A 23573-nucleotide genomic window follows, 5' to 3' on the forward strand; every position below is an offset into this window, starting at 1 on the left:
AAAAAAATACGACGAAATGCATTTTTTTATACGATTATCTAGTCAAGTAAACCCAACCTGTTAGGATGTCATAGGCCGGATCATTAAGGTTTAAAATATAAAAATAGGTGCCTGTTGGAAGCGGTTTATGAAGGTTATTGAGGCCTTTGTTTGCCTCTCCAAACCACTTGGTGTGGTTATTGCCTTCAAAAATCAAGGTGCCATATCTATTGTAAATCAGTAGGTTATGATTTTCAAAGATGTTGTAGAGACCTTGGATGTTGAACCAGTCATTATACCCATCCCCATTAGGTGTGAAGACTTCTGGAATATATGGTGGGCAGTTTTCAGTTGTTAAATCGAAGGTGTAAATATTGAAGCAAGAGTCGCTTGGGATTTTAACAAAAATAGGTTCTGGATCTAAGCTGTTTTGATAATTTTCCGGGTCAATAATCTCAAAATCACCTAAAAACAGGTCATCTAATGATGTAAAAAATTCAGATTCTGAATAATTAGGGAGGTCTTGAATATGCGCTACTAAATTGAAAAAGGCTTTATTAAAACCTAAATCACATCCCTTCATGGGGTCTAGTTCAAGAATTTCAAAAGGTGAAATTTCTAGACCAACCAAATCGAAATTATTGGTTTCGTTGAGTTCTGTAACTATTCCGGTACCATCGCCAATATCATCGGCCATCACAGTGATGGTAATATAATTTTCGAAGTTTGAGGGCAAATCAATCACTAACTCAAAATATTCTGATTCACCAATTTCAATGTCATCATATGTATACACCGTATCTAAAAGGGTGTTGTCAGCATAAATAGATACCTGAGTGTTTGCGGGCAAATAATCGGTGGCGTTGAAATTATTTATATAGAAGTTCAGGGCTATCTGCTGGTTGCCGCAAAGAACTTGAGCCTCTGTTATATCTGTTGTGGCATCCGGAAGTTGACTATTTAAAACAGTAATAATGTTATTCAAAATGATGAGGTCTGCAGCAAAGTTGCCATTTTCATTGTAATCACCGGTCGTAAGTGTTATTTCTACGGTAGTATCCCCGATATTGATATAATTTTGAATGTTATAAAAATCGATATCACAATTATAAAGTTCGGAAGAATTGTTGAACGAATTAGTGCCATTAAAAGCATTATTACTTGGATTTAATGGAGGATTGGACAAGAGGTTTCCATTTAAGAAAAGTGATTCTCCGTAATTAAGTGCGGTGTCTCCTTCCCAAGCCAAGAAACCAATTTTAGCTCCTTCGTTGTCTAAAATGTTAACATCTTCGAGATAAATAGTTTTTTCTTGCACATTCCTATTTATAATTTCCAAACCTTGAAAAAGATTTATTTGGTTTAAAGGAAGTGTTTCATCTTCAAATACTACATATATGGACCATCCTGCAAAATTGGTTCTATTAGCACAATACCCAGGATTAGATTCTAGCACTTCAGAAAGATCTAAATTGGATAATGTGTAATCTATATTTCCGTTCTCAAGTATAAATTCCGTTATATCTGCAAAACAAGAAAAATAGGTCAAGGTACCATTGATAGCATCTTCATAATCCACGGTATATGTTTCTGTAGCAGTAAAATCTGTATCATTCAAGGTGATATCCAAATCCCCAGATCCAGATCCCGCCCAATATAAATAAGCAGCTACTATATTAGAGTTATCATCTAAGTTTAAATTAGCGCTTGACTGTGGTAGTATTTCGCAAAAGGAATTCCCATTGTTTTCAGCTTCGTTTAATGTGTTTCCAATTGCCAAATAATCATAATGACCATTGAATTGTTGGAAAAGGGAAATTTCCTGACAGTAAATCAAGTTTGTTAAAAGGAAGAAGCTTATTGTTTTAAGCCACGGAAATTTCATGAGAAAAGTTTCAAATAAATGTACTAAAGATTTTTCATTTATCTTTTAAGAGTAAAGTGGCTTTTAAAAATACGTCCATCCTGTAGAGTAATAAAGAACCAGTAATCATCTGTTGGTAGAGGTTCCCCGTTCAGGGTACCATCCCATCCCATTCCCAGAGGATCAATTTTTGTAATTAGTTTTCCGTATCTGTTGAAAATGAGTATTTCGGTATTTGGTTGGGTAAATTGAGTAATCCCAATAATCTGCCAAAAATCATTTTGACCATCATTGTTTGGTGTAAAATATTTTGGGAAGCCAATGACCGAGACCATATTTTCAACCACCCCGCAATCATTTTTCACATCCCTTACGGCGACTGTGTAAATACCCGGAGGAACGTTTTGAAATGTCGTTTGTGGTTGGAAATCGGCAAATAGCCCATTCTGATTGAAAAGAGCAAATTCATATGTACCCTCTCCTGAAACAACAATTGAAATGGTATTGTTTTCTGAAGCATCAGTAACATGTATGGCTTCGATAGTTGCTATATTGGAGGGCGATACAACTATGGTCCTGCTCTTGCTGCAACCCCAAACATTGGTAGCTGTAACCGTGTAGGCTCCCACGGTGTTTACCTCGATATCTGGTGTTGTTTCCCCAGTAGACCATTCAAAGGAGTTATTGGTGCTTCCATCAAAAATGCCGGCATTCAGTGTAATGGACTCCGGTGAATCATTCAGGCAATAGAAAACCTCAACGTCACTTTGCAGGTTAGGAAGTTCGTGCACCCGTAAGGTCACTTCGGCAATCCCGTAGCATGCATTATTGTTTTCTGCGCGTGCATAAATAACCTGAAAGTAGGGAATTGAATTGGTGTATGAGGCTTCAAGGGCATTTTCTTCTAATAGGGCATCATCATATGAGCTGTAGAAAGAAATAGGGAAACTGATGTTGTTGTTATTCTGTATTTGTAATGCCACCTCGTTTAAATCAAACGTATTGATACCGTCTTCAGAGTTGGGCTCATCACAAACACCGGGGACTTCATAGTCTGAAATTTGGGTGGTGCTAACTTCAAGACTTACCTGAGAAACGCTGTAACATCCTGTTGAGGGGTCAAATACCCTGGCAAAAATGGTTTGAGGGTTAGTTGTATTCAGATAGTTGTAATCCAAAGGTTGCAGATTGTCTTGAGCCTCCTCAAAAGATTCAAAATAGGCAATGGAAACTTGGTCAGGCGTGTTTGAAACTAGGCTGTTAGCTTCATTCAAATTGAACAGGGTAATTCCGTCAGGGCTAAAGTCTTGGTCACACTGCAAAAGAGTCCCTTCAAAGGCTTCTGGAGCTGGCAATACAGTTAAGTTAAGGGTGGTAGTACTAAAACAATCGGGGAATTGTGAATCTTCTATTCTAACATAAATGATTTGGTCATTGGGAGATGTATTTGTAAAATCGTTTGGCAATGGATTGGTATTGTTTTGAGCATGGTCTAATGACTCATGAAATGAAATATTTAAGGAATCATTTTCACTATTGCCTTGTATTTCTTCTATCGTAGCGGTAAGATCAAAGCTTGTATATCCATTTAGATTATCTCCGTCAGAAAAATCATCACAAGACGAGAGATCTGTTGGGGTGACAAAACTAGGACCAGAAGTTACGGTTAATACAAATGGAATGACTTCAAAGCAACCTGTGAGAGTATTTTCCATTCTTGCAAAGACCTCCTGAGGGTTGGAAGTGTTATGGTAGATTCCAGAAATGGCATTTTCATCAATGTTGGCATCACTTTCTGATTCATAGTAGGAGACGCTTACATTAGTTTGACTACCAATAATTCCTGGAGTGTTTGAATCTAAATTGAACTCAGTAACTTCATCATCAAATGGAGCCAAAGTATCACAGTTTTCCAAGTTTAAAGCTTCAAAAGAACCAGTTTCATTTGTTGGTGGGCTTGAAAATTGAGCAGTTCCGGTCCATTCCAATGTGAACGGGCTATTGCCAATGGGCCTGTCTATAACAATGAAATAAGAATCTCCGGCCTCAACATCTAACCATCTTACAAAACTGTTGCCATTGGGGCCTGGACCTTCAGAAGTATCTGTTTCTGTACCATTCATACCGGTTAAGTTATTATTTTGGCCAGCAGCTTGTGGGTTGGTAGTTGAGCATCTAATAGCTTGAGGTAGGTTGCCACAATCAGCATTTGGTCCAAAAACAAAAAAATCATAGTCTTCTTGGATTGAAAAACTTTGAGGCGTCAGATTAAAACCAAGGGTTCCCGAAGTAATCGGAGTTACTTTTAACCAAACACTATTGTTTTCCTGGCTAGAACAACTATTTAAACCAGAAAGTTCCTGTATTCCGATGCCTGAGACATCCAAGTTTAATTCTGAATTACCACAAACTACTATGGCATTGGTACAGTCGGTAGGAGCTTGAGAAAATAAGTTGGTGATCGGGAGCAATAGCATACAAATTGCTATCAATGTTAGTTTTTTCAAAGAAATTATCTTTTAAGAGTAAAGTGGCTTTTAAAAATACGTCCATCCTGTAGGGTAATAAAGAACCAGTAGTCATCTGTTGGTAGAGGTTTTCCGTTCAGAGTGCCATCCCATCCCATTCCCAGAGGATCAATTTTTGTAATTAGTTTTCCGTATCTGTTGAAAATGAGTATTTCGGTATTTGGTTGGGTAAATTGAGTAATCCCAATAATCTGCCAAAAATCATTTTGACCATCATTGTTTGGTGTAAAATATTTTGGGAAGCCAATGACCGAGACCATATTTTCAACCACCCCGCAATCATTTTTCACATCCCTTACGGCGACTGTGTAAATACCCGGAGGAACGTTTTGAAATGTCGTTTGTGGTTGGAAATCGGCAAATAGCCCATTCTGATTGAAAAGAGCAAATTCATATGTACCCTCTCCTGAAACAACAATTGAAATGGTATTGTTTTCTGAAGCATCAGTAACATGTATGGCTTCGATAGTTGCTATATTGGAGGGCGATACAACTATGGTCCTGCTCTTGCTGCAACCCCAAACATTGGTAGCTGTAACCGTGTAGGCTCCCACGGTGTTTACCTCGATATCTGGTGTTGTTTCCCCAGTAGACCATTCAAAGGAGTTATTGGTGCTTCCATCAAAAATGCCGGCATTCAGTGTAATGGACTCCGGTGAATCATTCAGGCAATAGAAAACCTCAACGTCACTTTGCAGGTTAGGAAGTTCGTGCACCCGTAAGGTCACTTCGGCAATCCCGTAGCATGCATTATTGTTTTCTGCGCGTGCATAAATAACCTGAAAGTAGGGAATTGAATTGGTGTATGAGGCTTCAAGGGCATTTTCTTCTAATAGGGCATCATCATATGAGCTGTAGAAAGAAATAGGGAAACTGATGTTGTTGTTATTCTGTATTTGTAATGCCACCTCGTTTAAATCAAACGTATTGATACCGTCTTCAGAGTTGGGCTCATCACAAACACCGGGGACTTCATAGTCTGAAATTTGGGTGGTGCTAACTTCAAGACTTACCTGAGAAACGCTGTAACATCCTGTTGAGGGGTCAAATACCCTGGCAAAAATGGTTTGAGGGTTAGTTGTATTCAGATAGTTGTAATCCAAAGGTTGCAGATTGTCTTGAGCCTCCTCAAAAGATTCAAAATAGGCAATGGAAACTTGGTCAGGCGTGTTTGAAACTAGGCTGTTAGCTTCATTCAAATTGAACAGGGTAATTCCGTCAGGGCTAAAGTCTTGGTCACACTGCAATAGAGTAGTATCAAAGGCTTCGGGTGTTGGATTTATTTGCACTGTAAAAAAGTCAATATCAAAGCAATCCTCATTGTTAACATTTTTCATTTTTACATAAATATCCTGTAAAAAAGGTGTGCTATTATAATAGTTTAATGGAAGGCTATTTTCATTATTAATGGCATCGTTTTCAGATTCATAGAATGTTATAGAAAACAAATTGGGATCTTGTCCATTATATATTAAATCAATAAGAGAGGATAAATCTATTTCAGCCTGTCCATTAGTTTGGTTTCCATCGTTCAATCCTTCATCACAGAAAACGATATTTTGTAGCTCGGGGATGATGGGGGTGTCAAAAACAGTGATAAAAAATGAGGACAGATCATAGCAATTAGGGCTTCCGGTTAAATCAACCCTAACAAATATTTCTTGCGGATTGGTTGAATTGATAAAAGGGGAGTCTATTTCATTTTCTTTATTTTGTGCGTCTTCTGAAGATGGATAAAAGTGAACGCTGTATACCTCTGGATCTTGTCCGTTTAGAGCTTGATCTCCCAAAGTGGAAAAATCAAATTGTATAATACCATCATTGTTATCGTCGCACTCTAAAATATCTTCTACTTCATGGGAAATAGGATTAGGGAAGTATTCAATTAAGGCCTCTCCTTCCAAATAATCACAGTCTCCATCAATAAATTCAATTATAACATTATAGAATCCTGCCTGATTAATAACAAGATTATAACTAGTTTCTGGAATGATGTCGCCGTTAAACCTCCATGTATAGATAGCATTATCTAGTTGTGGAGCCGTAAGTGTAAAAGAGGAGCCTTCACATAATGGAAGGTAGGTGGATGTTACTTCTTGATTTCCTATAATGTCGACCTTTTCAGTGAAAAAGGATGTTATAAAAGGCGGTAGACCTTGGGTTGCCAAATTGCTCTCGAGATTTATAGCATTGTTTTCGTAATCGCAATTTATGCCCGCAATATTGGGGTCATTTATAACACTTAAAAAAGGAAGACCTAATTCATAAGTGGCACTCATGGTCCTATATATTTTTCCATTAGGACCTAACTGTAAGGCACTTCTATATAAATTTTGTTGGTCAAGAAGTACTTGAGAATTGTTAATGTTTGTTGCTGTTAAATCAAATTGGACAAGTTTAGAGTGATGGTTGTTGGGATTCTGATCACCTTCGCCAAATAGATCATTTGAAGAAGAAGCATAAAGAAGTTCGCTACTAGGAGAAAATTCAATCCCATAAGGCGTATTGTTGTTCCCGTTAATGAGTAGTTTAAGAGAATTTGATACCACCCCAGTTGCTTTATCAAAATCAAAAATATAGAGTCCATCTTGTCCATTGGCAGCAGCCATTTTAGTGCCATCGGGTGAGAACTTTAAATATCCTCTCAAATCATTAACGTTCAAATTTCCAAAACTTGAAGTAATGGCCGTCGAAGAAACCCCATTTTCATCTACACCAAATACATGAAATGTATTCATTGAGCTTGCTGAATTACCCGTTGGATTGGATAAGGTAACAACCCAAACCTTACCTGTTTCACAGCTTTGTAAAACTGCAGAAATTTTTTCTGAACATTGGTTAAGCAGATTGATATTCTTTTGAACGACATCACCGTTCCCGCCATCCAATGTCATATCTACAATTGAATATTTCAACCCAGTCAAGGATTGATTACTTCCTACCGTAAATATATAATAAATGTTAGGGTCATCAGGTTTGGGGACAATAATGGCCGACTGACTACTAGAAGAATCCCCTAAAAGGCCAAAGCCATTTGGCATAAGGGTATGTAGCTTATTGTAAACAAGTGTTCCATCGGTATACAACAAAAGATTCCCATCATTATCTGAAATCGAAGCACAACCCTCCAAAGTGGTCAGTTGCCCATCATTTACAGATGTAACAGTTCCATCATCATTAAATGTTATTCCAGCATTTTGACCAAAATACCAATTAGAAGCTTCTTGTTGGGCATGGATTTTACTGAAAAAAAGGAGTATGAATATGCCGAGGGTAATCGATCTCATTTTTGATAGCAATAGCTACCAAATATATTATAAATCTCGCTTTTTTAATAATCTAAAAGATAAAAATACAAATATACCCGTCCAAGCCATTACGGTCAATATTTCATGCCAATGGACTGCGTAATCATAGGTAAGGTCTATCTTGTCAGGATACTTGGTCATGATGATTCTTTGAAAAGGTTGGTCTATCAATTTATACATAGAGCCTAAAGGCAATCTATTCCATACTTGCCAGGCTGCATTGGTGCTTTCGGTGATTTCATAAACTCCCCAATAGATCAACCATTCTACAATATAAAGGATAAATAGGAACCCTAGTGCAAACGCAGATTTTCTTAAAAGCATGCCTAAAAGAAGACATAGACTGAAGAAGCCAGTCAGTTTCATAAAATAGGCCAATAAAAAGTCCATTTCTCTAAAGATGATTGAGGCTTCAGTATAACTTGAATAATAGAGGCCAATAAAGAATGTCGCTAGTCCAATTAATAAGGTTGCGACCAGAGAAAAGAATACAATGGTATAAAATTTTGATAGTATGAATTCTTTCTTGCTCAAACCGTCAATAAGGTTTTGTTTCAAGGTTTTATTGCTATATTCATTACTTATCATGCTTACCACAACGATGGCAAAGAACAGTTTAAAATAAGAAGCAAAGAAAGTTGTTATGTGCCAAATTATTGGGAAATTGAAAATTCCCAACTCTCCCAATTCCAACGTGAAAAAGCCAAAGAAATTAATTTTGATGGAGGATAGTATCAAAACAGTAAATGGCAAAATGAATGATATAAATATCAAGATTTTACTCGTTCTGTTAAGAAGCAATTTTTGTAATTCTAAATTAATTAGACGTAACATATGATCTGATAGTTTTAGATGGGTTGGAATTAATTGTCGGTTAGTTGAAGGAATTGTTCTTCTAGGCTTTCTTTTCGTTTAACCAAATGGGAAAGTGTAATGCCATTTTCAAACATCAATTTATTAATGTCTTGGGCCTCCATTGGTTGGTCTAGGAAGGCCACTATCAACCCTTCTTCAATTTTGATCTTTCCAAACATTTTTTTCTCTTCTAAGAACTGAATCAATTTATCTGTATCGTTTGATCGAAGTTCCAAATAGCCATGACTACTGATCATTTCGTCTACAGGGCCTGAATAAAGTTTTTCGCCTTTTCTTAAAACAACCACATGAGAACATACTTTTTCAACTTCATCTAATAGGTGGGATGCAAGCAAAATAGTCGTGCCGTCTGACGCAATCTTTTTAATTAGGGATCTAATCTTATGAATTCCTTGTGGATCTAAACCATTGGTGGGTTCGTCCAAAATCAAAATTTCAGGATCATTTAAAAGTGCAGAGGCGATAGCTAGCCTTTGTTTCATCCCCAGAGAATAAGTTCTGAATTTATGGTCCTTTCTATCCCATAAATCTACAAGCTCCAATTTTTCTTGAATTTTGCTGTAATCCACTTCTTTTATTTTACAAACCAGCTTTAAATTTTCGTAAGCTGTCATATAAGGATAAAAGTTAGGTCTTTCAATAATGGCGCCTACTTTTTTCAAAGCTTCATGTGTTGACAAATTGCCATTAAACCATTGAAATTCGCCAGTGGTTTTGTTAACAACATTTAAAACAATGCCTAAAGTAGTTGATTTACCACTTCCGTTAGGACCTAAAATACCATAAACATTTCCTTTATTTATAGTAAATGATAAATCCTTAACAGCAGTGAGGTAGCCAAATTTCTTGGTAAGATGATTGATGGTGAGTATTGGTTCCAAATTGTTTTTGATTGTTTAGTTAAAAATATGACGAACTTGTCTTCAGAATGTTACAATTTATTTGAAAAACCTAAATTTAGTTTAAATTTAAGCTATGGATGATTTAAAGATATCAAAAAAGAAACCGACTTACCCAGTAAGTAGTAAATTACATGATTATCTGCAGGAATATAACAGAAATATACGCCTGCCCATATTCTATGATGACCTGTTAAGGTTTCAAGGATCCATAGTGGTTTATGATAAAAATGATGAGGACACTATGTGGATTCGAGTTTATTATAATGAATTTGACAGGGAAGAGATTGACCTAAGTTTAAAACGAGTCTATTCTATCTTAATTTCAGATGGAAACGAAACGATCTTTAAATATCTGAATGTAGACTCTATAGACTACTGCACTTTTGGTAACTCTAAACCTTTTAGAGTTAAAGTTAGAAACATACTAAATGACAACTATACTTATTTCTATGTGAAAAAGGCCGATGCATCTAGGGTATATGGTTTGGAGTTGGAGCATATGTTATCACCCTATAATTTGAATTTTTTGGTCTATAAAGATACTTTGATAGAGGAGCACATTGCTGGAATACCAGGGGATGAATTTATCAAACATATGTTGCCTGAATGTAGTCACGCTGAGAAATCTCAAATAGCCAAGGAATTTGTAAAGTTCAATGAACGCTGTATGATAAGGTTGCTAGGTGATATGCGTTCTTATAATTATGTCATTGTTCCCATTCATGATTTTGACCATGTGGTCTATAAAATTAGAGCCATTGATTTTGATCAACAATGTTATGAGGGCAAGTTAAAAATATACCGACCGCAATTTTTCAAGGAAAACTTTAAAATGGTGGAGTTGGTCAAGGAGAAAATTCAAAAGGAGTCCATTGAACAGTATAAAATAGAAGAGCGATCCATCGTTGCCAAAAGAATGATCAGTTATCATGAAAGAATAGAAGAACTTTTGGATTGCATGCAAAATGATACTTTGTCAACCCCTGAGCACATAGCCATCTTAAAAGAGGAAATATATAATTACACGATGGATGTCGAATTTAGGAGAAGTAAGGGAATGGGGCAGATAATGAAAAATGCCTTGGATTTCGTCAAGCGAAATTACCAAGGCATGAATATGCAAAACTTTTTTTAATTCCAGTTTTCGTCAAAATCTAGACTTTCATAATCATCAATGTCGTAATCGTCATCAAACTCATCATTAAAATCGTCTAAATCATCGGCTTCAAAACTCCTTTCTGGTGCTTCATCTGGAATTTGTCCATGGACAAACATTAAATTCGGATAATCGGTCCCTTCAGCCTCCTCAACAATTTCAGCTAATTCAACTAAAAATGTCCACATACTGAAAAAATCGTAAATATAGATAAGCCTGGTTTGAGCCTCATGAACCACATCGTTTAGGGTCGTTTCATTCATTAACCGGGCATTGGCTTCATCACTAATGTCGAACAATGAAATTTCTTCACCTTGTTCCCACTCATCATTACTAACATAAAACGAGGCCATTTCACTACCATCAAACCCAAAAGATTGAGTAATAGTATTATGGAAATCTTCTAATGTGTCATTTTCACGAATCTCGATATCTCTAAAAATATCGTCTTCTGTATCGTTATCCAAAATGACTCTAAATCTGTAAATCATAGCTTTCTTTATTAATGCAAAGTTAGTAGTTTCCTTTTATTTGCTGAAACGATGCAGTGTAAAAGTCATGCCCGTTAACAAGAAAAATGCACCTACTTGGTGTGCCACACCAAGCCAAACAGGAACTTGAAGCAAAATGGTGAAAACGCCCAGTAAAAATTGCAGTCCTACCAGAACAAGTAGATAGTTGATAGATTTTTTTTGTAAATCTGTTAAGGTCAATTTTTTAGATTGGTTCCATATGATCAAAATCATAAGAACTACGATATAAGCTAGTGTTCTGTGTACAAATTGAACGCCACTTTTTCCTTCAAAGAAATTAAGCCATACTGGAGATTGTTCAATTAAAACGGTTTCATGCATAAATTGACCCTCGCTCATCATGGGCCAATGGTTATGAATAAATCCAGCATCTAAACCAGCTACAAAGGCACCATATATTATTTGAATTAACAAAATGACCATGCTCCATCTTACTAAATTTCTAAAAGAAAGATTTACAGTTTTTCGGTTGGGATAAATTAAATCCAAAGCCACCCAGAAGGTATATGCAAAGGTTACAAAAGCGGTTGTTAAATGAGCTGCCAACCTAAAATGACTAACGTCTGGCCGGTCAACCAATCCGCTTTTTACCATGTACCAACCTAAGAACCCTTGGAACGCTCCCATTCCCAAAAGGATGATTGATTTTTTAATGGTTTTTGAAGTTAACTGCTTAGTTATTAAGAAATAGATAAAAGGAATTAGGAAGACAACACCTATTAACCTTCCTATTAATCTATGAAACCACTCCCAAAAATAGATGTCTTTAAAATCTTCTAAAGAAAAATGGGTGTTGAGCTTTTGGTATTCTGGATATTGTTTGTAGAGGTCAAAAGCTTCATGCCATTCCTGCTCTGTGATAGGAGGGATAGCTCCCGAAATCAATTTGTAATTTGAAATGGATAATCCCGAGTGCGTCAATCTGGTAATGCCACCTACAATAACCATTATAAATATGAGAAAACAGCCCGTAAAGAGCCAGTAAATCACTTTTTTGTTGTCTTTCTTCATGATTTATTTAATTGTTTTTCAAAACAAACACTATTTTCAATTCCTTGATAGGGACCATAGTTTTCGATAATCTGATACCCATTTTTCTTGTAAAGTTGAATGGCTTCAGGTTGTTTTTTTCCGGTCTCCAATACGGCTTTTTTGAAACCTATTTCATTGGCCCAATTTTCTAGACCTAATAAAATGGTTGAGGCAAATCCTTTTCCTCTGTAATCAGGAAGTACATACATTCTTTTAATTTCGACGGAAGTAGAATCCATTTTTTTAAAGGCACCACAGCCTATAGCCATACCTCCCTGATAAAAAATTAAACAATGGTGTAGGGTGTCAATACCGTTAAATTGCGCATAAAATGAATGCTCTTCGCCATCTCTTAAAGCCAAATCCAAATCCAAAGCTTTCACTAATTCAATGAAGTCTGGATGAGAGGAATCGGTTCTAAGTAGGTCAATCATTGCTTATTTCTTGATTTATGGTAAGTCCTAGTCTTTTTCCTTCTTCTAGCATCAATTGGAAAGCAGCGTCATGTTCATTTGGAATGTCACCTTCCAGAATGGCTTCCTTAATCGCTTCCTTAATGATACCAATTTCTTTGGATGGCTTAATATTGAAGGTGTTCATAATATCTTCGCCACTAATAGGCGGTTGAAAGTTCCTTACATGATCGCGTTCTTCAACTTCAATAATTTTGTCTCGTACAACTTTGAAGTTGTTATGGTATTTTCTGAATTTCTTTGGGTTTTTTGTGGTAATATCGGCTTCACAAAGTGTCATTAAATCATCCACAAAGTCACCAGCATCAAAGACGAGTCTTCTAACGGCAGAGTCGGTTACTTCTTCATTGGCTAGTACGATAGGACGCGAACTCATCATGACCATTTTTTGAACGAATTTCATTTTTTCGTTCAATGGCATTTTAAGTCTTTTGAATAATCTGTAGACCATTTTTGATCCTTCAAATTCATGACCGTGGAAGGTCCATCCAATTTTCTTATGGAATTTTTTGGTAGGGGCTTTACCTATATCATGTAAAAGAGCAGCCCAACGTAACCAAACGTCATCTGTATTTTCTGAAATATTGTCAACGACCTCCAAAGTATGATAAAAATTATCCTTGTGACGTTGGCCTTCAACTTCGTCGATACCTTTTAAAGCTGTTAGTTCGGGTAATATTTTATCTAAAAGCCCTGTTTTTTCCAAAAGAAGAAAACCTTTTGATGGTTTGGGGCTTTCCAAAATTTTATGAAGTTCGGTAACTATGCGTTCTTTGGTGATTATTTTGATGCGCTCGTTGTTCCTCTCAATCGCCTTTAAAGATTCTTCTTCAATCCAAAAATCCAATTGGGTAGCAAATCTAATAGCTCTCATCATTCGCAAAGGATCGTCACTGTAGGTGATATCTGGATCTAAAGGAGTTTTTATTGTTTTGTCTTCTAAATCCTGGATTCCATTAAACGGATCCAGCAATTCTCCAAAAGCATTTTTACCTAGGTTTAAAGCCAGGGCATTGATGGTGAAGTCTCTTCGATTTTGATCATCTTCCAAAGTACCGTCTTCAACTACCGGATTTCGGCTATCTTCATTATAACTTTCCTTTCGAGCACCTACAAATTCAATTTCCAAATCTTCAAAACGCAACATGGCTGTTCCGTAGGTTTTAAAGACCTGGACCTTTGGTTTGTTTGGTAAATTTTTTGAAACCTGTTTGGCTAAGGCAATGCCGCTTCCAACGGCTACAATATCAATGTCTTTTTTGGAGTCTCTACCTAATAGAAAATCCCTAACAAACCCTCCAATAACATAGCTATCTACTCCTAGTGTTTGAGCAGATTCAGAAATAATTTGAAAAATGGGGTGTTGTATGGCTTCTTTGTAATTCATGAGAATGAAACACTTTTACCTCGTCTTTGGTTGTAAAAGGTTGTTATTTTCTAATCACTTGAACTTTACCATCATTGCTTAATTTGATTATTGCTGATGGCTTCGTTCCAGATTTTACATTCGGCAAATTTACCACATAATCTACACCTTTTAAAATCTCCTCATTAATTTCTTTGAAGGATTTTGGAGTACTTTCACCACTGATATTTGCAGAAGTAGAAACAAGAGGTTTTCTTAACTTTTTTATGAGTTGATGAGCAAAACCTTCACGTATAACTCTAATGGCAAGTGTGTCATCTGCAGCTACCAAATTTTCAGCTACTCTTATGGGCCTATCATAAATAATAGTTGTTGGTTTTACGGCATATTTTAAAATGTCATAGGCAACTTCAGGAACATCCTCAACATACTGATTTAACATCTTAAAGTCGCTTACAAGACAAATCATAGATTTACTTTCAGAACGGCGCTTTAGTTCATAAATTTTATTGATGGCGTCAAAATTGGTAGCGTCGCAGCCAATTCCCCAAACAGTATCTGTTGGATAGAGAAGGGTACCACCTTGTTTAAGGGTTTCCAGAGAATTTACTAGTTCTTTTTGAAATGCAGTATTCAACTTATTTATATCTTTGAAATTCATGCAAAATTAAATGAATCTAATTTATTATACGTCCAATAAAGGAAATTTTGGAGACGATTTAAATAAATGGCTTTGGCCAAAGGTGTTTGGAGATCAATTTCTTGATGAAAATAGTGATACTGCTTTTTTGGGCATCGGGTCTATTTTAATGAGGGATTCAAACTATCTTCATAAGGCATCAGAATTTTCGAAGAAGGTTGTTTTTGGAACTGGTTTGAGATCAATTGATGAGGATTTGGTTTTTGACGAATCTTGGGATTTGATGTTCTTGAGAGGGCCTTTTAGTTCTTTAAGATTGCAAAGGCAAGCCGATAATTATATTACAGACGGAGCTTATTTTATTGCGCTCCTTGAACAATATGAAAAATATATCAATATGCCAAAGCGGCATGAAGTGAGTGTTGTTCCTTATTATCAATCTGTGGATAAGGTTGATTGGAATGCAATCTGTAAGGCTAATTCCTGGAACCTTATTTTACCAACAGGTGATGATGTAGAAGGGTTCATTGAGGAGATTGCTGCAAGTAAGTATGTTATTTCTGAAGCAATGCATGGTGCGATTATTGCCGATGCACTAAGAGTTCCTTGGAAACGATTTAAATTCTACTCTCATAAAATGGAAGGTGATAAGGTAGCCGAATGGAAATGGAATGATTGGATGTTTTCTGTAGGAATTTATGAGAGCCAATATATCGATGCTGAAATAAAGAGAGAGAAATTAAAATATAAGTTGGTCCCTTCCTGGTACCAGGCACGAAATCAAAAGAAAATTTTGGAGAAATTCCAAAACCATGAATTGGTACCTTTTACGTTATCATCTGATGATCGATTTAAGGAAATCGTAAGCCAATTGGAAAGTAAAAAACAGGAATTCATTAAAAAATACCTGTCATAGATGAATAAGGATCCCAAGAAAATTCTTTTTTTTTATCCTGAGAACCCACTTCAGCTTCATCAAGGTAACAATGCTCGGGCGCTTGCTTTATTGAAATATTTCAGGGAGCGGGAATTTGAAGTTGATTTTGTAGGTGAACAAAAGGAAGGAATTTCTTTTTCAGAACTGGAAAGTCTGAAAAATCTTGGATTTGTAAACAATTGTTGGCTGTTACCTGATACTAAAAGCGGAGGCCTTAAATACCTTTTTCAAGTATCACTACCTAAAAAAATGTCTAAAATTCCTAAAGCCTTTGATAGAAGAAAATTAGGACAACAACAAGCATTTAATGATATTCTGAAAGGAAACAATTATGATTTTGTTCTTATTTCCTATTCATGCTGGATTCCTTTAGTATTAAATAATCCTTATTTAAAAGATTCCCAAATCATAGTGGATACTCATGATTTGCTAACCTCACAATTTAAATCTTACAAATCTTTTGAATTAGGTAGTTTTTTTAGCGCTGAGATGCAATTATTGGATGCAATGGATCGGGTTTGGGCGATTTCAATTGAGGAAAAGTACTTATTTGAACAATTTCTGAGTAGTAAGGTAGATTTAGTACCTCATATTCAGCAAAAACATGAGTTTCACGTAGAAAAGAGTATTGATATCCTTTATGTGGCAAGTGATAATGAACATAATCGTATTGGAGCCCGTTGGTTTTTTGATCATGTTTATCCAATGTTGTCAAACGATTTGAAAATTACGGTAGTAGGTAAAGTTGGAGATTTCATTCCAGATGGTGACCAAATTAAGAAGATTAGATATGTAGAGGATTTGACAGAGGTTTATGCGCAAGCAAGGGTTGTTATTTGTCCTATGTTTAGTGGAACCGGATTAAAGATTAAGGTCGTTGAAGCCTTGTCTCATGGACTGCCAGTAGTGTGTAACGAGAGGGGAGTGGATGGTTTAATAAATAAAACAAGGAACGGTTGTTTAGTGACAAACTCTCCAACAAAGTTCTCTGGTTTCATAGATAAACTTCTGAATGATATAGATTTTTATAAGGAGCATAGTAGTTTAGCTCATTCTTTTTTTGATGAGCAATTCTCCAAAGAGCAGGTTTACTCTAAATTAGATAGTATTTTTGAAATTGAATAGGATTGGGATCAATGAAAAAGATTAAAAAGACATGGTATAAGCTTGTTGATAGGGACAAGTATTTGGAAATTAAACAAGAGATCAGACAGGATAAAGTAAGGGATAAATTTTCTCCAAGCTTAATGAATGAGTTAAGCAGAATTAATAATCAGATCGCAACAAAAACATCCTTGAATTTTGTGCATTCCGGTCATATGGGAGATTTACTATATGCCCTACCTGTCATCAAGGAACTTTCCAAAACAAAAGAGTGCCATTTGTATGTCAAGTTAGATGAACAGTATAAGGAGACCTATTACAAACACCCTTCTGGAAATACTTTAATTTCTAAAAGGTCATATAATATGTTGGAGCCCTTATTGCAGGCTCAAACTTATTTAAAGTCGGTAAAACCTTACCAAGGGGAATCCATTGATGTTGATTTAGATTTGTTTAGGGCGTTACCTATCTCAAATCAATTTCATTCTTTTAGATGGTATTTTCATGTAACGGGTATTCATGCGGATATGGCAGAACCCTATTTGGAAGTAACGCCACATGAACAAGTAAAGAATAAGGTTGTTATCGTAAGAACTTTTAGGGCAAGGAATAGTTTCGTGGATTATGGATTTTTAAAGAATTATAACGATTTACTTTTTTTGGGGACTATAGAGGAGTATGAGGAGCTTCATAAGAGTATCCCAAATTTGGAGTTTTATGATGTTAAGGATTTCTTGGAAATGGCTCAAATAATTAAAGCTTCAAGGTTTTACATCAGTAATCAAACTATGGCTTATGCCATTGCAGAAGGCTTAAAGGTGCCAAGATTATTGGAGGCCTTTCCAGATTTTCCCGTTATGTTTCCGACGACAACCAATGGTAGGGATTTCTATTTTCAAGATCAATTTGAAAATTATGTGAAAGAAATGTTTGACAGATATTAAAGACTAAAGATATTTGTTACCCATGATTTTAAAGTGTATTCTTGATATATTTCTTCTGGTAAATTTTCATAATCAGTCGATATAAATGCTTTTGAGGGTACTTTTGAATCTTCCAAAACAAAAATGTTTTCTGGTTTATAAAAGTTATATGCCTTAACAGATTTGTTGTTAGTAATGATTTTCTTTCTTAAACCCATAGCTTCAAAAAACCTAAAACTTAAGCCTGTTTGATTTTTTCTGATCAAATCAATAATGCAATGGCATTGTTCATAAAATGCTAGCATCTCACTTTGTGAAAGTGGTTGAAATTGGAAATCAATAAGATCACCGTAAGATTCAATGAGTTTTGAAAGTTTTCTTTCTTTTCCAACCACAATGCATCTATGCTTAATATTGTATGGTTTTAATTGTTTCAATAGAGAAATTAATTCATCAAAGCGGTCGTCATAGGAACCGACAAAACCTATATCGTAAATCTCATTAGTTTGAATGGTGTTGTCAATGTAATTATAGTTTGAAGTTGGAAGGAAACCGTATTTCGCTATATCCTCTAGGTCAAAGGAATAAATTTTATCAAAAACCCCGTTTAATAAATGGTCAACGGAATATCTGGACATACTATCATAAAGGTAGGCCATATAGTTTTTTGTGAATTCTTTGATCTTGAGATGGTATTTCAACTCAATAATCTCGGGGTTGATAACCAAAATCTGGTCTTGTTGACCAAGTTCCTTTAATCTTTGGATAATATACTCCTGTCTTCTTATTTTTTTTAGGTTTTTTTTGGCGAAAGTTTTACTTAATGCATTCGTTATTTTGTCTTTAAGGCTTTGGTGCTGGTAGTCTCCAATTTTGATATGATGTGCTTCATGCCCAAGGTTATTTAGGCAATTGACGATGTGATAATCATAATTCCAATGATCAAAACTTATGATGCAAATTTTTTGAGGCATTTATCAGGAATTTGAGTTAAAAATAAAGGAAATTAATTTATTGATGACCTAGCCTAATGTTTTTTATATTTTTGTTTGAAACATTCAAGTTCTATGAAAAAGATCCAAGTGGGATTTCTATTGTCCTATGATTATGAGAAACTCAAAAAATCTATTCCAGCGGTGTATGATGAAGCAGATTCTATTTTCTTGGCTTTGGATCAAGAAATGCGAACATGGTCTGGAAAATCATTTACTATAGAGGATTCTTTTTTTAAGTGGCTTGAAGCATTTGATCAAAAGGGGAAGATTCAAGTTTACAAGGATAATTTTTATGTACCTGAACTATCTCCACTTCAAAACGATACAAGAGAAAGGCATATGCTATCCATGAAAATGGGCATTGGAAATTGGTTGGTGCAAATCGATGCAGATGAGGTCTTTACAGATTTTAAAACATTTGTTGCCAAATTAAGAACATTAAATCATTATTTAGATCGACCAGAAACCCATCCCATTCAACTAGGGGGATGGCATTTAAATCTTTATAAGAATCTGGAAACGGGGGTTCTATATGTGGAAAATCCTACTAAGATGGTAATAGCTACCAATTACCCCAATTACAAAGTAGCGAGAAAGACTAAGGAACGTATTATTTACACAGATGCGTTGTTAATACATGAATGTTTAGCAAGAACAGAAAAGGACCTTGCTTTTAAATTGGAAAATTGGGGTCACAGTCATCAAATCAATGAGGAATTCTTTGATAAATGGAAAAAGGCTAACGATACAAACTATGAGCAGTTTTCTGATTTGTTTTATTTAAGTAACAAAGACCTTTGGAAATCCTTAGGGTATTTCAAATCAAAGGACTTAATTGATGTTAAAAGGGAAGTTGAAAATGCACCTCATTTAAAGCCTTCTAAATTCTTTTTAGCTAAAAAGAATTTTGGTCAATGGTTTAAACATTTAAAGATTTTCAAATTGGGTAAAAAGCCTGAATTCGAATCCTATTTCTAATGACAAGTACATTAATCATAAGTACCTATAATTGGCCTCAAGCTTTGGAATTGGTTTTGAAAAGTATTCAAAATCAATCGAAGATGCCAAGTGAAATTATTGTTGCTGAAGATGGGGAGGATGAGGAAACTAAATCATTATTGACCTCTTATTCGGAAAAGTTTGAGATTCCTTTAATTCATATTTGGCATGAGGATAAAGGGTTTAGAAAGGCGGTCATTCTAAACAAGGCAATTGCTAAAGCTAGTGGTGACTATATTATTCAAGCGGATGGTGATTGTATTCTACATAGGCATTTTGTGAATGACCATTTGAGTTTTGCTTCAAACAATATGTATTTATATGGTAGCAGGGTAAATATTCAAAAAAATTATTTAGAAACCTTGTTTGAAAATAAACAGATAAAGTTTTCTCCATTTTCTCGGGGAATAAAGAAAAGAACGAGAGCTCTGTACTTACCACTATTAAGCTCATTATATAAAGAGCACTCTGAATTTTCAAGCAAATATAGAGGATGTAATACATCTTACTTTAGAGAAGATGCCATAAGGGTAAATGGTTATAATGAGTCCATTCAAGGATGGGGTAGAGAAGATTCAGAATTTGCAATTCGCTTACTTAATTCTGGTGTCAATGGAAGACGATTGAGGTATAGGGGCATTGTATTTCATATATTTCACCCAGAAAAATCAAGAGATCAATTAGATCGAAATGATAAAATTGAAAAGGAGACCATTAAAAACAATATCACTTGGTGTAAATTGGGAATAGACCAATATTTATAATCTTTAATTCAGGTGCCTGTACATTAACCATAGTTTAATGTATCTTTTAAAAACGGCAAAAGCATTAACATAACAGAGAATAAACCCTTCTTTACCATCCAAAAAACCTAATCTGAAAACATAATTTTGAACAAATTTGTACCACGGTTTAAATAGAAAGTGGTACAAATTGGGCCTGACATTCTTTTGATATAAATCTTTAGCTTGTAGGTCACTGTATTGCGTTAACTTGTTGTTGTAATGGTCAAACCCTTGATAGCCATAATGCTCCAAAGGTTGGTTTAAAACGCCTGTGGAACCCTCACAAATTAAAGTTTCATGAACCAAGTTGGAATTGTAATGACAATAATTTTTGTTAAACAGACGAGCAACTTTATCGGTTTGAAAACCAGAATGTTTAATGCGTTTTCCCATAAAGTGAAAGTTCCTTTTCACCTCATACGCTTGGAATTTAGGTTCGTTTTTAACCGTAGAAATTATTTCATCAGCTAAACTTGAGTTGATTAATTCATCCAAATCAAAAAAGGTAACCCAGTCATGTTTGGCCAATGAAAGCGCAAAGTTTTTTTGATCTGAAAAATTTTCAAACGTTCTTTGAATCACTTTGGCTCCCAAGGATTCTGCTAGTGAAACCGTATTGTCTGTACTATGGGAATCTACAATAATTATTTCGTCGGCAAATGATAAGCTTTTAATGTATCGCTCAATATTCTGGCTTTCGTTGTAAGTGATGGCAACCGCGCTTATCATGTTGGTTTCTGGAATGGGCTTATTATCTTTGTGTCAAAAGTAAGAAATAAGCTTAAATTTATTTGAATTAAAACCTAAACCATGGCAAAATTACCTGTTTTGATGTATCATAATGTAGTAGATAGCACTAATGAAAGTGAGGGATTGGCGGTTAGTGTTTCAAAACTAGAGGAGCAATTTGCTTATTTGAAAAGTCATGGGTACACTTCCGTGCATTTTAAAGATTTGTCCGTTTTTAAATCTGAGGCTGATTTTCCTGAAAAAGCAGTCATTATTACATTTGATGATGTCTATGAAAATCAATTAATTCATGCTTATCCCTTATTGGAGAAATATGGACTAAAGGCCTGTTTTTATATTCCCTTTGCTTATGTTGGTGGCTTGGATAATTGGAATACAGGTAAGGAAAAAATCATGACGATTGACCAATTAAAATCCTTAAATGAAGAAATAGTTGAGTTGGGGCTTCATAGTTTTAATCATGGGAAATATGATCAAATGAGTGTAGAAGCAATTCAAGAGGATTTTGATCTCTGTAAGGAATTTATTCAGAATAATAGCTTAGTTGTTCATAATACATTGGCCTATCCGTATGGAAAATATCCTAAAAAAGGAGAAGAGCAAACAACTTTTTTTAAGCTCCTTCATGAAAACAAAATAGGATATGGATTAAGAATCGGAAATCGCGTCAATCAATATCCGTTTAAAAATTTGTATGAGATACAGCGTATTGACGTGAAGGGAGAGTATGATTTGAAAACTTTTATTAAACGGCTTAAAAAAGGAAAAAGTTGGTTTTAGTTAACTCATGTTTTTCTTCAGTAACATCAATTTGGCATATCTGGAAAAAACACCATAAGCATTGATGCTCGCAATGGCTAATCCTGGAATGCCATCCAAGAATCCACCCCTTAAAATATAACTACTGAAAAACCGGTAAAACGGTTTAAAAGCCAAATGAAAATAAGTAACCTTTTTATTTTTCTTCAATAATTGTTCAGCCTGAAACCACGCATAGCTATCTTTTTTACCGATATAATGTGCTAAGCCTTTATAGGTGAAATGTAGTACTGGAGTTTTAAGTTTTCCGATGCTGCCATTTACAATCAATTTTTCATGCACCAATCCCTCAAAATGACATTTTTCTCTTAAAACTAGACGTGTTACATCATTGTCGTGATGATATAAAAACCGATTCATAAAAAAATGGGGGAAATTAAGTTTGTAGGCAGTATGTGTACCTTTTTCCATCGCATCATAAATTTCCTTTTTTAAAGGAAAGGTGATCCTTTCATCAGCATCAACAAACAAAATCCAATCCCCAGTAGCATAGGATAAAGCATGGTTTTTTTGATTGGAAAAGTTGTCAAATTTTCTAGGTAAAACTCGGGCTCCAAAGGATTTGGCTATTTGCACTGTTTTATCGGTACTCATGGAGTCTACGACTAATATCTCATCAGCAAATTGGACCGAATGCAACGCATCAGCAATATAGTGTTCCTCATTAAAGGTAGGAATGATGACCGATAAGGTAGGCATAGGCTGTTTTAAGGCAAAGTTATTAAAATAACTTTATCTTTGTGGTATCAAATAAAAGGCCTTTTAACAGCAGTATTTTCATGAAAATTGACACATCAATAGTAATAAGCACATATAATTCTCCTGAATGGTTAGAAAAGGTTCTTATTGGATATAATAACCAGACTTATAGACAATTTGAAATAGTAATTGCAGATGATGGGTCGGGTAAAGAAACCTTTGATTTGATTGAGGAAATGTCAAATAAGGTATTTTATAAAATTCAGCATATTTGGCATGAAGACAACGGTTTTCAGAAATCACAAATCTTGAATAAAGCCATTGTTGCATGCTCTACAGATTATATTTTGATGTCTGATGGCGATTGCATTCCAAGGCAAGATTTTGTTGAACAACACGTTAAATATAGAGAGGAAGGGTTCTTTATTTCTGGAGGTTATTTTATGTTGCCCATGAATATTTCAAAACTTATTACTGAAGAAGATATTAATGAAGGGAAGTGTTTTGATGTCGCTTGGTTAAAGCATCATGGATTAAAATCGTCTTTCAAGAATAATAAGTTAACTGCTTCGGGATTTAAAGCTGCTTTTTTAAATTATGTAACACCTACTAATGCCAGTTGGAATGGTCATAACGCCTCGGGCTGGAAAAAGGATATTATTGCTATTAATGGGTTTGATGAGAGGATGCAATATGGAGGCCAAGATAGAGAGTTGGGAGAGCGATTATTTAATTACGGTGTTAAAAGCAAACAAATAAGATACAGTGCAGTTTGTGTGCATTTGGATCATAAACGAGGCTATAAAAATCAAGATTCCATAGACAAAAACCTGCTGATAAGAAAGGAAACTAAAGAAGAGAAAAAAGTCTGGACCGACTTTGGAATCATCAAAAAGTAGTTTGAT

General features: G+C 35.2%; 21 protein-coding genes. 8 read left to right on the forward strand and 13 right to left on the reverse strand.

Features of this window, described 5'->3' with window-relative positions; all coding sequences use genetic code 11:
- Positions 1-34 precede the first annotated feature (34 nt).
- From GZ212_RS10965 to GZ212_RS10985, 5 genes are read right to left on the reverse strand one after another with little or no spacing between them, the layout of a single operon-like run.
- On the reverse strand, positions 35-1864 hold the full coding sequence (locus GZ212_RS10965; RefSeq protein ID WP_166960101.1) for a gliding motility-associated C-terminal domain-containing protein: 1830 nt from the start codon (positions 1862-1864) through the stop codon (positions 35-37).
- Between the two features lie 38 nt (positions 1865-1902).
- Complete coding sequence (locus GZ212_RS10970; protein ID WP_166960104.1) at positions 1903-4350, reverse strand: T9SS type B sorting domain-containing protein; 2448 nt, start codon at positions 4348-4350, stop codon at positions 1903-1905.
- 5 nt (positions 4351-4355) lie between these two features.
- Positions 4356-7658 (reverse strand): T9SS type B sorting domain-containing protein, encoded by a 3303-nt coding sequence (locus GZ212_RS10975; RefSeq protein WP_166960107.1) that lies wholly within the window; start codon positions 7656-7658, stop codon positions 4356-4358.
- Between the two features lie 27 nt (positions 7659-7685).
- Positions 7686-8513, reverse strand: a complete 828-nt coding sequence (locus GZ212_RS10980; RefSeq protein WP_053971593.1) for an ABC transporter permease — start codon at positions 8511-8513, stop codon at positions 7686-7688.
- 29 nt (positions 8514-8542) lie between these two features.
- Positions 8543-9436, reverse strand: a complete 894-nt coding sequence (locus tag GZ212_RS10985; protein WP_053971594.1) for an ABC transporter ATP-binding protein — start codon at positions 9434-9436, stop codon at positions 8543-8545.
- A gap of 94 nt (positions 9437-9530) precedes the next feature.
- Here GZ212_RS10985 and GZ212_RS10990 point away from each other — a divergent pair, with 94 nt between their 5' ends.
- Positions 9531-10592 carry a hypothetical protein gene (locus tag GZ212_RS10990; protein ID WP_166960110.1) on the forward strand — a complete coding sequence of 354 codons (1062 nt, stop codon included), beginning with the start codon at positions 9531-9533 and terminating at the stop codon, positions 10590-10592.
- Here the strand turns inward: GZ212_RS10990 and GZ212_RS10995 are convergent.
- From GZ212_RS10995 to GZ212_RS11015, 5 genes are read right to left on the reverse strand one after another with little or no spacing between them, the layout of a single operon-like run.
- Positions 10589-11104, reverse strand: a complete 516-nt coding sequence (locus GZ212_RS10995; protein ID WP_166960112.1) for a plasmid pRiA4b ORF-3 family protein — start codon at positions 11102-11104, stop codon at positions 10589-10591. The genes GZ212_RS10990 and GZ212_RS10995 overlap by 4 nt on opposite strands.
- Positions 11105-11140: 36 nt before the next feature.
- Positions 11141-12157, reverse strand: coding sequence for a COX15/CtaA family protein (locus tag GZ212_RS11000; protein ID WP_166960115.1), 1017 nt, complete (start codon positions 12155-12157; stop codon positions 11141-11143).
- A complete protein-coding gene (locus tag GZ212_RS11005) occupies positions 12154-12612 on the reverse strand; it encodes a GNAT family N-acetyltransferase (protein ID WP_206080435.1) in 459 nt (152 codons plus the stop codon). Before GZ212_RS11005 ends, GZ212_RS11000 begins: the two co-directional genes overlap by 4 nt.
- Positions 12605-14038, reverse strand: coding sequence for a CCA tRNA nucleotidyltransferase (locus GZ212_RS11010; protein ID WP_166960118.1), 1434 nt, complete (start codon positions 14036-14038; stop codon positions 12605-12607). Before GZ212_RS11010 ends, GZ212_RS11005 begins: the two co-directional genes overlap by 8 nt.
- A gap of 43 nt (positions 14039-14081) precedes the next feature.
- Entirely contained in the window at positions 14082-14678 is a 597-nt protein-coding gene (locus tag GZ212_RS11015) for an L-threonylcarbamoyladenylate synthase (protein ID WP_166960121.1), read from the reverse strand.
- Positions 14679-14688: 10 nt separating this feature from the next.
- On the opposite strand from GZ212_RS11015, the gene GZ212_RS11020 reads away from it, so the two are divergent.
- The 3 genes from GZ212_RS11020 to GZ212_RS11030 are packed head-to-tail and all read left to right on the forward strand — an operon-like array spanning position 14689 to position 17642.
- Entirely contained in the window at positions 14689-15573 is an 885-nt protein-coding gene (locus GZ212_RS11020) for a polysaccharide pyruvyl transferase family protein (RefSeq protein WP_166960124.1), read from the forward strand.
- Positions 15574-16719: a glycosyltransferase gene (locus tag GZ212_RS11025; protein ID WP_166960127.1), complete on the forward strand. Its 1146-nt coding sequence runs from the start codon at positions 15574-15576 to the stop codon at positions 16717-16719.
- Positions 16720-16730: 11 nt separating this feature from the next.
- Entirely contained in the window at positions 16731-17642 is a 912-nt protein-coding gene (locus GZ212_RS11030) for a hypothetical protein (protein WP_166960130.1), read from the forward strand.
- Here the strand turns inward: GZ212_RS11030 and GZ212_RS11035 are convergent.
- On the reverse strand, positions 17639-18595 hold the full coding sequence (locus tag GZ212_RS11035) for a hypothetical protein (protein ID WP_166960133.1): 957 nt from the start codon (positions 18593-18595) through the stop codon (positions 17639-17641). The two genes, GZ212_RS11030 and GZ212_RS11035, sit on opposite strands and share 4 nt — an antisense overlap.
- Before the next feature lie 93 nt (positions 18596-18688).
- On the opposite strand from GZ212_RS11035, the gene GZ212_RS11040 reads away from it, so the two are divergent.
- Both GZ212_RS11040 and GZ212_RS11045 read left to right on the forward strand, forming a co-directional pair.
- Positions 18689-19594 carry a hypothetical protein gene (locus GZ212_RS11040; RefSeq protein ID WP_166960136.1) on the forward strand — a complete coding sequence of 302 codons (906 nt, stop codon included), beginning with the start codon at positions 18689-18691 and terminating at the stop codon, positions 19592-19594.
- Positions 19594-20379 carry a glycosyltransferase family 2 protein gene (locus GZ212_RS11045; RefSeq protein WP_166960138.1) on the forward strand — a complete coding sequence of 262 codons (786 nt, stop codon included), beginning with the start codon at positions 19594-19596 and terminating at the stop codon, positions 20377-20379. Before GZ212_RS11040 ends, GZ212_RS11045 begins: the two co-directional genes overlap by 1 nt.
- A 3-nt stretch (positions 20380-20382) precedes the next feature.
- On the opposite strand, the gene GZ212_RS11050 is transcribed toward GZ212_RS11045, so the two are convergent.
- Complete coding sequence (locus tag GZ212_RS11050; RefSeq protein ID WP_166960141.1) at positions 20383-21129, reverse strand: glycosyltransferase family 2 protein; 747 nt, start codon at positions 21127-21129, stop codon at positions 20383-20385.
- 81 nt (positions 21130-21210) lie between these two features.
- Between GZ212_RS11050 and GZ212_RS11055 the strand changes: the two genes are divergently transcribed.
- Positions 21211-21930 (forward strand): polysaccharide deacetylase family protein, encoded by a 720-nt coding sequence (locus GZ212_RS11055; protein WP_166960144.1) that lies wholly within the window; start codon positions 21211-21213, stop codon positions 21928-21930.
- On the opposite strand, the gene GZ212_RS11060 is transcribed toward GZ212_RS11055, so the two are convergent.
- Entirely contained in the window at positions 21931-22668 is a 738-nt protein-coding gene (locus GZ212_RS11060) for a glycosyltransferase family 2 protein (protein WP_166960146.1), read from the reverse strand.
- Between the two features lie 80 nt (positions 22669-22748).
- Here GZ212_RS11060 and GZ212_RS11065 point away from each other — a divergent pair, with 80 nt between their 5' ends.
- The gene (locus tag GZ212_RS11065) at positions 22749-23567 is read left to right on the forward strand and encodes a glycosyltransferase family 2 protein (protein ID WP_166960148.1); all 819 of its coding nucleotides are present in this window, start codon (positions 22749-22751) and stop codon (positions 23565-23567) included.
- The last annotated feature ends 6 nt before the right edge of the window (positions 23568-23573 follow it).

The organism is Mangrovimonas sp. CR14 (genome assembly GCF_011764015.1).
Classification (GTDB): domain Bacteria; phylum Bacteroidota; class Bacteroidia; order Flavobacteriales; family Flavobacteriaceae; genus Mangrovimonas; species Mangrovimonas futianensis.